This window comes from Prochlorococcus marinus CUG1435, from assembly GCA_017644375.1.
Lineage (GTDB): Bacteria > Cyanobacteriota > Cyanobacteriia > PCC-6307 > Cyanobiaceae > Prochlorococcus_A > Prochlorococcus_A marinus_AH.
In genome coordinates this window covers 690,019-702,351 of record JAEPLP010000001.1, presented here as the reverse complement: position 1 = coordinate 702,351, position 12,333 = coordinate 690,019, and the positions used below count along the sequence as shown (strand labels likewise).

The 12,333-nt window shown below is 33.1% G+C and carries 8 protein-coding genes; 7 read left to right on the top strand and 1 reads right to left on the bottom strand.

Going from position 1 to position 12,333, the window contains the following annotated elements; all coding sequences use genetic code 11:
- The first annotated feature begins 38 nt into the window (after positions 1 to 38).
- Entirely contained in the window at positions 39 to 1,985 is a 1,947-nt protein-coding gene (speA, locus tag JJ844_03880) for a biosynthetic arginine decarboxylase (protein MBO6974816.1), read from the top strand.
- On the opposite strand, the gene alaS is transcribed toward speA, so the two are convergent.
- Positions 1,970 to 4,630 (bottom strand): alanine--tRNA ligase, encoded by a 2,661-nt coding sequence (gene alaS, locus JJ844_03875; protein MBO6974815.1) that lies wholly within the window; start codon positions 4,628 to 4,630, stop codon positions 1,970 to 1,972. The two genes, speA and alaS, sit on opposite strands and share 16 nt — an antisense overlap.
- A gap of 119 nt (positions 4,631 to 4,749) precedes the next feature.
- On the opposite strand from alaS, the gene JJ844_03870 reads away from it, so the two are divergent.
- The 6 genes from JJ844_03870 (at position 4,750) to JJ844_03845 (ending at position 11,846) form a co-directional block, all read left to right on the top strand.
- The gene (locus JJ844_03870; GenBank protein ID MBO6974814.1) at positions 4,750 to 6,525 is read left to right on the top strand and encodes a diflavin flavoprotein; all 1,776 of its coding nucleotides are present in this window, start codon (positions 4,750 to 4,752) and stop codon (positions 6,523 to 6,525) included.
- A gap of 595 nt (positions 6,526 to 7,120) precedes the next feature.
- On the top strand, positions 7,121 to 8,314 hold the full coding sequence (locus JJ844_03865) for a site-specific integrase (protein MBO6974813.1): 1,194 nt from the start codon (positions 7,121 to 7,123) through the stop codon (positions 8,312 to 8,314).
- 233 nt (positions 8,315 to 8,547) lie between these two features.
- A complete protein-coding gene (locus JJ844_03860) occupies positions 8,548 to 10,041 on the top strand; it encodes a ParB N-terminal domain-containing protein (GenBank protein MBO6974812.1) in 1,494 nt (497 codons plus the stop codon).
- Positions 10,042 to 10,715: 674 nt separating this feature from the next.
- On the top strand, positions 10,716 to 11,456 hold the full coding sequence (locus JJ844_03855) for a hypothetical protein (protein ID MBO6974811.1): 741 nt from the start codon (positions 10,716 to 10,718) through the stop codon (positions 11,454 to 11,456).
- Positions 11,446 to 11,631: a hypothetical protein gene (locus JJ844_03850; GenBank protein ID MBO6974810.1), complete on the top strand. Its 186-nt coding sequence runs from the start codon at positions 11,446 to 11,448 to the stop codon at positions 11,629 to 11,631. Before JJ844_03855 ends, JJ844_03850 begins: the two co-directional genes overlap by 11 nt.
- The gene (locus JJ844_03845; GenBank protein MBO6974809.1) at positions 11,628 to 11,846 is read left to right on the top strand and encodes a hypothetical protein; all 219 of its coding nucleotides are present in this window, start codon (positions 11,628 to 11,630) and stop codon (positions 11,844 to 11,846) included. The genes JJ844_03850 and JJ844_03845 overlap by 4 nt, the downstream gene beginning before the upstream one ends.
- Positions 11,847 to 12,333: the final 487 nt, after the last annotated feature.

Here is a 12,333-nt window from a genome sequence, read left to right as displayed (position 1 = left end):
GTTATTTTAAAAACACTTATTAATCACTAAAACATAAATTGACCAATTTTGAGCCGAAAAAATTAAAGAATACTTGGACTATTGAAGATAGTATTTCGACTTACAACATAGACAAATGGGGGGATAAATATTTTTCAATAAATTCCAAAGGAAATATATCAGTAATTAAAGATATAAAATCTGAAAATAAGATTGATCTTTTCAAGCTTGTCAAAGAACTTAAAAGTAGAGAAATAAATCCTCCATTAATTATAAGATTTAACGATATCTTGAAAGATCGAATAATTGCACTTCATGATGCTTTTTTAAAAGCAATAAAAACCTACAAATATGAGAATATTTATCAAGGCGTTTTTCCTGTCAAATGTAATCAACAAAAAAATGTATTGGAAAAGATAATAGAGTTTGGTAGTCAATGGAATTTTGGTTTAGAAGTAGGAAGTAAATCAGAACTACTAATTGGCCTTGCACTTCTTGAAAACCAAAATTCATTATTGATATGCAACGGATATAAAGATAAAAAATATATTGAGATTGCTACTTTGGCCAGAAAACTCGGCAAAAATCCAATAATCGTTATTGAACAACGAGATGAGGTAAAAAGAATTATTCACGCAGTTCAAGAACTTAACGCGACTCCATTGATAGGAATAAGAGCAAAGTTATCAAGTAAAAGTAGTGGAAGGTGGGGCAAATCTATTGGAGATAATTCCAAATTTGGATTATCAATCCCAGAAATTATGTCGACAATCAAAGAACTTAAAGAAGCAAATCTTATAAACGAAATGAAATTACTCCATTTTCACATTGGAAGTCAAATAAGTGATATTACTGTGATCAAAGACGCATTACAAGAAGCCAGTCAAATATATGTTGAACTATGCAAACTAGGAGCCCCAATGCAATATATCGACGTAGGGGGGGGATTAGGGATAGATTTTGATGGAACTAAAACCTCCTCAAACACCTCCACTAATTATTCTCTTCAAAATTATGCTAACGATGTAATTGCAACTATTAAAGATGCATGTGTATTAAATAATATCAAGCATCCAACCATAATCTCAGAAAGTGGAAGGGCAATAATTAGTCATTGTTCAGTTTTAATTTTTAATGTCTTAGGAACGAGCCATGTCAGTTCCAAAATACAAATTTTTGATAAAAAAAATCAACAATTAATCATTTCAAATTTACTTGAAACTTTCAATGAATTAAAAAAACTTAAAAATAAAAAAATAAATTTATCTCAAATAATTGAACTATGGAATGATGCAAAAAAGTTTAAAGAAGATTGCTTAGCTGCCTTTAGATTAGGATTTTTAAGTTTAGAAGAACGAGCCTATGCCGAAGAACTGACCTGGGCTTGCGCAAAAGAAATTTCTAATAACCTGAATAATGATGAAATCAATCACCCTGATTTATCAGAAATTACAGAAACTCTTGCATCAACTTATTATGCAAATTTATCTATCTTTAAATCTATTCCCGATAGCTGGGCAATCAATCAGATTTTTCCAATAGTACCAATACATAGGCACTTAGAAGAGCCGTTCTGCAAGGGCAACTTTGCAGATTTAACTTGTGATTCAGATGGGAAACTAAATAATTTTATTGATGGTGGAAAAATTAAATCATTACTAAATTTACATAAGCCAGAGCAAGATAAAGATTATTTAATTGGAATTTTTATGACTGGAGCATATCAAGAAGCACTAGGAAACTTGCACAATTTATTTGGCAATACAAACGTTGTGCACATAGATATAAATCAAAATAATTCCTATAAGGTCAAAAATATTATTAAAGAGGACAGTAAATCTGAAATTTTACAATTATTGGATTACAGTTCAGCTTCTTTGGTTGAATCTATAAGAATTAATACTGAATCAGCAATTGATCAAAAAAAATTAACTATTGAAGAGGCAAGGAAATTAATTGATCAAATCGAAATCAGTCTCAGAAAAAGTAGTTATTTATCAGAATGACTTTCTAATGTTTTTTGCAAATGATTTTTAGCATAATCTAAAGCATCGCTTAACCTATCAATATCTTTAGCACCAGCTTGAGCAAAGTTAGGCTTTCCTCCTCCACCTCCCGAACAAATTCTTGCTATCTCATTAATTAATTTACCTGCATGCAATCCTATTTTTACAGCATCATCACCTAAAGACACTACAAATAATAACTTTTTATTTTCTAGATTTGGGATTCCTCCAAGAATCACTATTGCTTTATTACCTAAATAAGAAGTTAAATTAAGTGCTGCAGATTGCAAAGAATTACCATCTAAGCCATCAATCTGATTTACCAATATTGAAAAAGAATTTACTATTTCTGCGGATGATTTTATAGAAGAGTATTTAAAATATGCAATTTCATCTTTCATTTTTTGTATCTCTTTATTTTTATTAATAAGCTCTGCTTGCAAATTATTAACCCTTTCAAAAAGTTGACTGGGATTTGCTTTTAAGAAATCACTTAGTTGATTTACTAAAGCATTTCTTTCACTAAAATAGTCGAAGGCTGATTGGCCTGATAATGCTTCGATTCTTCTTACTCCAGCTGAGATTCCTTCCTCACTAATTATTTTGAAAGAACCTAGTTCGGAGGTAGTTTTAACATGTGTGCCACCACAAAGTTCCATTGAAACTCCTGGCACATTAATAACGCGTACTTCATCATCATATTTTTCTCCAAACATTGCCACTGCACCTTTTTCAAGAGCCTCACTCTTAGACATATTTTTTATTTCTAAGATATGATTTTCCATAATCCAAGAGTTGACTAGACTCTCAATCTTAGAAATTTGATCTTTAGAAATAGGATTAGAAGAATTAAAGTCAAATCTTAATTTATTAAAGGCTACTAATGAACCTTTTTGTCCAACACTTTCATCAACAATTAATTTGAGAGCAGATTGCAATAAATGAGTAGCTGTATGATTTGCAGCAGCCTTAGCTCTATTAGTGGATTTAACATTAGTCTTAACTTTTTGTCCAATAGTTAATGTTCCTTTTTTGATGGTTCCATAATGTAAAAAAACATTTTTCTTTCGAATAACATTATCAACTAAGACCTCTACTTCTTTTGAAAATATCGTTCCAATATCACCAACTTGACCACCAGATTCTCCATAAAAAGTTGTCTGATCAAGAACAATTAAAACTTTCTGACCTTCACTCGCTTGCTTAACTAATGTTGAATCCAAGAATATACCCTTTATTTCAGCTTCCGAAAGAAGTGAATCATATCCATTAAAAACAGTTTTGTTAAAAAGATCTATTTCTCGCTCTAATGATCCCTCTAATGTCAAATCAATATTACTTGAAGCAGCTTTCGCTCTCTCTTTTTGTGCATTCATTTCTTCTTCAAAACCCTTTACATCTACACTGATACTATTTTCTTCAGCAATTTCTACAGTAAGTTCTAGAGGAAATCCATAGGTATCATAAAGTTCAAAAGCTTTAAAACCAGAAATTAATTTCTGTCCTGAAGTAATTAAATCATCTAGCAATTTCTCTCCCCTTTCGAGAGTTTCCATAAACCTTACTTCTTCAATTTTTATCTCACTCAAAATTAAATCATTGTTATTTTTTAAATCAGGATAATTATTTTTCATTAAATTGATCCCGACAGTAGCAATATGTGTTAAAAATTCATTTGTTATTCCTAATAATCTCCCATGTCTGACCATTCTTCTAATAAGCCTTCTTAATATATAACCCCTTCCAAGATTACTTGCTGATACTCCATCAGAAATTAAATGAATAACAGCTCTTGTATGATCTCCAATAATTTTTAGAGAAATTTTGTTTTTATCATTTGACAAAAAATAATCAATTTTTGCAATCTCACAAGTTTTTTGAATGATAGGAAAAATTAAATCTGTCTCATAATTATTTTGCTTTTTTTGCAATATTTGAGCCATCCTTTCAAGGCCCATTCCTGTATCAATATTTTTAAATTTTAAATCTGTCAATTTGCCATTAGAATCGCGATTATATTGCATAAAAACAAGATTATAAAATTCAATAAAACGATCTCCATCTTCTAAATCAATATTCTGTAGACCTTTTTCAGGATAAAAATCATAGTAAAGTTCTGAACAAGGTCCACATGGACCTGTTTTCCCAGAGGACCAAAAATTATCTTTCTCTCCTAGTTTCACTATCCTATCTGAATGAATACCTATTTCATCTCTCCAAATTTTTGCAGACTCTCCATCTTCGTGAAAGACACTAACAATTATATTTTCAGGCGAAAGTTGATAAATATTTGTAACTAATTCCCAAGCCCACTGAATTGCCTCTAGTTTAAAATAATCTCCAAAAGAGAAATTACCAAGCATTTCAAAAAAAGTGTGATGTCTAGCTGTAACCCCAACGTTTTCTATATCATTTGTTCTAATGCACTTTTGGCTAGATGTAGCCCTTTTGGATGGTCTTTCTTTTAAACCTAAAAAAACTGGTTTAAAAGGTAGCATTCCAGCAATTGTGAGCATAACCGTAGGATCATCTGGAATTAAAGACGCACTTGGAATGATTTTATGTAATTTTTCACTGTAAAATTTTAAAAAAGCATCTCTTATCTCATCTCCAGTAACAATTTTTTTACTTAGTTGAGATGTCATTTATCCAGAATAAAAAGAACAAAAATTAAAGAAAAGCGTAATTTCGGTTATTTCGCAAAAATAATCACGCGGATTTATATTCTACATAACTAGAGTTATTCTATAACGCGATTTGTCCTATGCTAGCCTCTGCCCAGACAAGTAATTCTAAATTGGCACAAATAAACAACAAGTTGTCAGTTCAATCTCAAAACTTCGCTGATGATTCATGTGCCATAAGATCTTTGGATTGGGATCGCAGCAGATTTGATATTGAATTTGGTTTAAGAAATGGAACTACCTACAATAGTTTTATAATTAAAGGTGAAAAACTTGCAATTATTGATACCAGTCACGCAAAGTTCGAAAAATTATGGTTTGAAGAACTACTGAAAAATGTAAATCCACAAGAAGTGGATTATCTAATTACGAGCCATACAGAACCTGATCATTCTGGTTTAATAGGTAATCTTTTAGAATTAAACCAAAATATCACAGTAGTAGGATCCAAATTAGCCCTTAAATTTATTGAAGACCAAATACATATTCCCTTTAAGCGTTTAGAGGTCAAGAGTGGAGAGTTTTTAAATCTCGGAACTAATCCTAGTAGCGGTTTAGAACATAATATTGAATTTATAAGTGCACCAAATTTACATTGGCCAGATACAATTTTTTCATATGATCACAGCACTCATGTTCTCTACACATGTGATGCATTTGGACTCCATTATTGTTCTGATGAATTTTTTGATACTAATCAAAAAGAAATATATGATGATTTTCGTTTTTATTACGATTGCCTAATGGGTCCAAACGCGAGAAGCGTTCTGCAAGCAATTAAAAGAATAGATAAGCTACCTGAATTAAAAACAATAGCCGTAGGTCATGGGCCATTGCTTCATAATCAAGTCAATTATTGGAAAGGAAAATATTTAGAATGGAGTAGCAATAAAAGCAAAGGTAATGATTTTGTATCAGTCTGCTATATAAGCGACTATGGTTATTGTGATCGACTAAGTCAAGCGATTTCTCATGGAATAAGTAAAGCAGATGCACAGGTTCAATTAATTGATTTAAGATCTTCTGACCCCCAAGAATTAACAAGTTTAATTTCGGAATCAAAAGCAGTAGTCATACCCACATGGCCAGTAGATTCAGATAATGAATTAAAAGAATCTCTTGGTACTTTATTTGCAGCCCTAAAATCAAAGCAATTTACGGCTGTCTATGATGCATTTGGTGGAAATGATGAACCAATAGATTCTTTAGCAAATAAATTAAGAGAACTTGGTCAAAAAGAGGCTTTCTCTCCTTTAAGAGTTAAAAAAATTCCAGATCCAATTGTTTATCAACAATTCGAAGAAGCTGGAACTGACTTGGGTCAATTGATTAATAAAAAGAAAAATATTGCCTCTATGAAGAGTCTTGATTCCAATTTAGATAAAGCTTTGGGTAGGTTAAGTGGAGGATTATATGTCGTTACAGCGAGCCAAGGAGAAGGTTCTACATTTAGACAAAGTGCCATGGTAGCAAGTTGGGTTAGTCAAGCTAGTTTTTCTCCACCAGGTATTACAGTTGCAGTAGCAAAAGATAGAGCTATTGAATCATATATGCAAGTTGGAAAAGGTTTTGTTGTTAATATCTTGAGAGAGGATAACTATCAAAAAATGTTCAGACATTTTTTAAAAAGATTTGCTCCCGGAGCTGATAGATTTGCAAATGTAGATGTAATTAGCAATATTGCAGAAGGTGGACCAGTCCTCTCAGATTCACTAGCGTTTTTAGATTGTAAAGTTAGTTCTAGACTGGAAACTCCAGACCATTGGATAATTTACGGAATTGTTGAAAATGGTAATGTCTCTGACTTATCATGCAAGACAGCAGTTCATCACAGAAAAGTTGCTAATCACTATTAATGTTTACTTTTAAGTAAAACACTAGCAAATCCCAGTCATACCAGTAATAAAGTCAGTAAAATACAGAGTTGAAAATGAGTTGAAAATATAGTATACTCATAGTAACAACAGAGGTTATGTTGCTCTGTGAATGCAATTTCAGGTGAAGGACAAGACCCCATCTGTTTTGATTTCACCACACCTTAAGTGCAAATAAAATTTCACTTTCACCACACCGTTGATTCATAGGTAGTGCATAACCAAGCTGCAACACACACAACCAAAAATGGTTCCACCAGACAATCAAATTGACCTAAAGAATATTGAAGGTATTAAAAATCTGGTAGACGAAGGTGGATATGATGTAGAGCAACTACTTTCAGTGTTAAATGCACTGAATGTTATTAAAAAGAATGATAAGAAGAAACAAGAAGACGCAGAACCAGAAGAGAACAAAGTATTTTTAGACAAAGAGTTTGTATATGAATATAGGAATGATGTTTATATCTACAGAGACAACAGAACCAAGACCAAAGGATACTACATTAGGATTTACGACCCAAAGACAAAGAAGCATTGGAGCAAGTCATTAAAAACAACTAACAGATTAGTTGCAATGACTGAAGCAGAGAAAATATATGCAGAGAAGAAAGGCAGACTAGCATTTGGTGTTCGTCCACAATCTATTACTGCTAAAGAATTAATCCAAATGTATCAACAAGAACGACGGAAAGAACTAACGGATATTCCACATATGGGTATAACACCTCAATCGTTTGATACTCTCTGCAGTCATATCAAATATTGGGAGGACTACATCAAAGAAAACGGACATATGAATACAAAACTTGAAGAAATACCAACTGAACTTGGACTTACATTTGGTATGTGGATTAAAGAGAAGACAAAGAAAGCAAATACTAATATCAGCACTCGCAACAACTACACAATCAATCACACCATTGCTGCAGTGAAGAAAATGTATAGAGATATAGCAAAGCACAAAAAATATATCACTGAAAATGAGATGCCTATGTTTAAGTATCTCAAGGTAAACAGAGAGACCAGAAGTCGCAAAGATGTAATTACAGCAGATGAGTTTACAGCAATTACAAAGTATATGAATTACAAGTATTGCAATGAGAAAGGCATTAGCAAGAGAGAGTATTACAAACGCAGAGTGTATGCTCTGGTCTATACAATTCACCACTACACTGGTTGCCGAACCAAAGAATTACTGAACTTAAAGTGGAGACATATTACTATAAATCCCAACGACAATGCCTTTGATAGAAAGACCAACAGAATAGTTCACATACCTGCTGATAATTCCAAGACAGGTAGAAGTAGAGACATTATTGCACCCATAGGACAACAGATAGAGAGACTAATTAGATGGTATAGAGAGATGGGATTAGAGGTAGACCAGAAAAGTGATCGTTATGTGTTCCCAAGGTTGACTGATACAACAAAAAATGAAAATATCCCAACCAGTGATGTTGCTTGGACTAAAAGGTTAAGGAATGTATTAGCAAGTGCAGAAAGAGATGGAGTAATTGACTTGAATGGTCGTAATATCTCAAATTATTGTGCTAGACACCATCACATTACTGAAGCAATACAAAGAGGAGTTGATATTTACGACATTGCATTGAACTGTGGAACTTCACTTAACTACATTGAGAAAACATACTCTCACATCACTACATTGATGCGTAGTAGAGACATTACAAAAGGACTTGGAAGACAAGCAACATATGACCCACGGAAAGATGAAGAATACTTGAAAGCAACAAGAATGGGTGAGTAAACATGACAGAGTTACTCCACCTGATTCATAGGTAGTGCATAACCAAGCTACGACATACCTAACCAGTGGTGAAGTATACAATAAATTTCAACTCCACCAAGGCAAGTGCTATGGAAATAAACTTCCACACCCTAATAATTTGTTGAAAAGGTGCTTTCCATACCTAACCTGTTATGCAAAAGGTGAAGTGAAAACAAGCTTCTACTTACCGAACCAGAAAGTAAGTCACACTAATGCAGACAATCAACATTCCAATAGATGATATTAAAGTCATTAACAGACTTCGCAAAGTAGATGAAGGAAAGGTCAAAGATATAGCACAGTCAATTAAAGAAATAGATTTATTACACCCTCTACAAGTCACTTCTAGGGGATCAGATTATATCCTTACCAGTGGAAATCACAGATATAGAGCAATGAAACTCCTAGAGAGACCAACTGTTCCGTGTGTTGTTAGAGAACCTGATGCTACATTAAATCAACTAATTGAAGTAGAAGAAAACCTCTGCAGTAAAAGACTAAACGCAATACAAGAAGCACAGCATATTGTATTGAGAGAACAGTTATTAATTAAACTTGGACGCAAAGCAGTAGTAGGTTCTAATCAATATTCAGGTGAAGGAATTACCAACAGTGAACTTGCAGCACAACTTGGAATAAGTAGACGCATCTACTCATACAAGAAGCAAATAAACAATTTAGAACCAGAGGTGCAAGAGATATTAGGTGAAACAAAGTTTGCTGAAAGAATGATGGATATGGTGAAACTTACAAAGCAACCAAAACACATACAATTAGAAGTCGCACGACTGCTAGTAGAAGGTGAAGCAAAAACTTTTAAGAGAGCAATGATACTTGCAAACTTAAAATATAAAAAAAGAGAATGGAAAGAAGAATATAAAAAAATTAGAGATGAACTACAGACACCTAAAAGTATTATGCGGTTTGGTCGCAAACAGGATCATCTAAACGACTTATGCTTACTGGTCTCACATAATGAAAAGTTGAGGAAGACTAAACGCAAAGCATTATTTGGAACCAGTGAAATTACCAACTACACAATGCTGCCCGAACATAGTAGATGGTTCATTAGGTATTACACAAAAGAAAATTTTTTATGTGTTGATAATACCTGCGGTAGAGGAACCAATCTAATAGCAGCAGCATTAGAAGGTCGCAGAATAATAGGATATGACTTGAATAAAGATAATTTAGAAAGCATTAGAGATGCTTGTGTGAATCATATTGGTGCTAAACCAGAAGACGTAACATTGCACCATTCCTGTGGTGTAGAGATGGTTGAGTATAAAGAAGCTTCTAACATAATTGACTGCTTCATAAATGATGTTCCTTATATTGGTGGTGCTGAAAAATATACTGATGATACAAGAGACCTATGCAATCAAACTGACGAAGACTTCTACAAGAAGATAGACATAATGATGGGAAATATGAAACGACTAATCAAACCAAGTAACTATGAAGAGAAAATCTTTCACCCAATAATAATGAAAATGGGAAGTCAAAGAAGAGGTGAAGGAGGGTTAAAAACTATGGATACTGATATTGAAATGATTGCGAGGAAGCACAATTTAATACTGCACGACAAAATCGTAAATGAATTAAAACCTACACTACAGAATTACAACTTACAGAGATGTATTGAAAATAAGTTTACTATCAAGTTAATGGAAACTAATTTAATCTTTCTCAAGTATGAAAATTAAAGTTCAACTGTATGTTGCAGGTCAAGTGTTTGATGAGGTAGTAAGAGCAGTTGACTATGAAGAAGCAAGAAAAGTAGCACTCGCAAGAAATCCAAACGCAACAGTTGTTTCAGTCACTGCAGTCCTTTAGTTTTATTGGTTTAGTAAACATGACAGAATTACCGCACCAACTATGCGGAGTTTCTGCGAGGTAGTGTATAAGTGAAATTTTATTTGCACTAAACCTGCAGACTGATTCATAGGTCGTGCGTAACCAAGATGCAATGCACTTAACCTTAAACTTAAATCATCTAAACCACATCACTAAATGTTATTAATTTGTATGCAATAATATTATGTAATTAATAATTAATACCATTAATAAATGCTTAATTAAATATACTTTACCGTTCAATAAAGAGAGGTTAATGTATCATCAAAGGTGGGTCTAACCCTGCAGTGGTTGACGATTTGAGAAACTTGTGGTATGATATGCAATATTATTTCATATAAATAGAAAATAAAACTCTACTGAAGTCAAACGAAGTAATACTAAACGGTTGAATAATAGAAAGAACGGTTGCATTATTGCAAATACAAGTCATTATCTTGTTCCAATATTATCAGTCTTAAATAATAATCTATGGTTAATTTATGAGGTTTGCCTATAGGTTCTATTGTATCTAAAGAACACTATGAAACTATTAAGTAAAAAAGTTAAAGATTATAATGACCTCAATGGTTTAGAGAGGTTATTATATGATACACAAGAGAAACAAACATTACCTGATTCATACACATACCCTACCAAGAAATATGAGAGAGGTATGTTAATCAGTATCAGCAACAATAGAACTTACTATGAAGAAATTATCAAAAGGTATAAAGAACAATACCTTACATTGCTTTATTGTTTAACTGGTAAGAACAAGTATTCCAAGTGGGATATTAAGTCTGTAGAAGGTATACCCACACAAGAAATTCTAATTAAACTTATCCAAAGAAAAATACCAATAATGGTATGTGGGATACACGACTACAAACAGAAAGAATATCTCTACAAAGGTTCATTGCAAGGTTGGGAGTATCAGCATCAGCACTTGTATATCTACGGTATGCACCATCATTTAGATAGTGAAGGTAAAGCACCAAACAAGCTTACACCTACTCAAGCAGAAGATATGATCCAGAAATTGTATAACCCAAGGTATACCAACAATAAGAAGAGGATAAAGGACGCAGTTAGAGTAACAGAGGTTGGAACAGGTCAACATATCTACACAGACCCAATCACTCCAAACAACCTATACGACTACCTAACTAATCCAGTTGAAAATACTTTAATTCACTACATCAAACACAACAGGCACAAACCAACAGTCCAATATCCCTTGAAGACTATTTATCTTTCACCTACTAAAAACAATGCAATTTAACAAGAGACAACCTGCAGTCAACATTTCATTTGACGAGCAGTCCATACCAGTTCTAAAAGAATTAAACAGAACCAGTAATTTACGATATGAAACTACTGCAAAGACTGGAAGAGACAGTATGCGAATAGGACTAAAAGTCCTAAATGGAACTCATAAGTTAGTTGCGGTTAAATGACACCGCAACGCAACCAGAGACTTACATTCAAGCAATGGAATGAAGCACTCATTAAATCAATACCAACAATACTAACAATGGAAAACTTTAGAATAACCAAAGGTGTAGCAGCAATGCTAAAGGAACTTGCAAGAAACAACAGACCTGCAGTTAGACCAGAGGTTTACTTGGAAGAATTAATTGAAGACACCTATAGAACAAGGTTTAGAAAGTAGGCAGTGTATGAAGTAGCTGCTATGCACCTAACCTTGATCTTGGTACTTTCTCCACCAGACCTTAAACGTATAATGTGTTCGTAACCAAATTGCAGTTTATAAAAGGTTCCATACAACAAGTCTACAACTGCAATTTCCTATAACTGATATTGAAAACGCATTAATGAATTGCAGTGGTATAAAAAAAATTTTGGATATACTCAAGCACTCTCAAGGTTGAGTAAATTTGTCATGTTTACTTCACCATTTCATTAGTTGAAAATGCTATGGAAGTTTTTTTCCTCACCTGATTCATTCATTCACCCAACCAAAGTAGAAACCACACCCAAAATACTTACGAAAACTAGTATCTATAGGTATACTAAAAGGCACTATGAATGGTTCAACAGAGCAGTTAAATGTTTAGGTCGTCAGTTGAAAATGAGTTGAAAGTGTTTATCGCAGCAGTGGTAGACAGGAAAGTCACTATTCACTATTAGTAAATAAG

Bases quoted from the DNA above. Each gene is read 5' to 3' on its own strand.
- alaS (MBO6974815.1), bottom strand. From the start codon at position 4,630: ATGACATCTCAACTAAGTAAAAAAATTGTTACTGGAGATGAGATAAGA.
- JJ844_03870 (MBO6974814.1), top strand. From the start codon at position 4,750: ATGCTAGCCTCTGCCCAGACAAGTAATTCTAAATTGGCACAAATAAAC.
- JJ844_03865 (MBO6974813.1), top strand. From the start codon at position 7,121: ATGACTGAAGCAGAGAAAATATATGCAGAGAAGAAAGGCAGACTAGCA.
- JJ844_03860 (MBO6974812.1), top strand. From the start codon at position 8,548: ATGCAGACAATCAACATTCCAATAGATGATATTAAAGTCATTAACAGA.
- JJ844_03855 (MBO6974811.1), top strand. From the start codon at position 10,716: ATGAAACTATTAAGTAAAAAAGTTAAAGATTATAATGACCTCAATGGT.
- JJ844_03850 (MBO6974810.1), top strand. From the start codon at position 11,446: ATGCAATTTAACAAGAGACAACCTGCAGTCAACATTTCATTTGACGAG.
- JJ844_03845 (MBO6974809.1), top strand. From the start codon at position 11,628: ATGACACCGCAACGCAACCAGAGACTTACATTCAAGCAATGGAATGAA.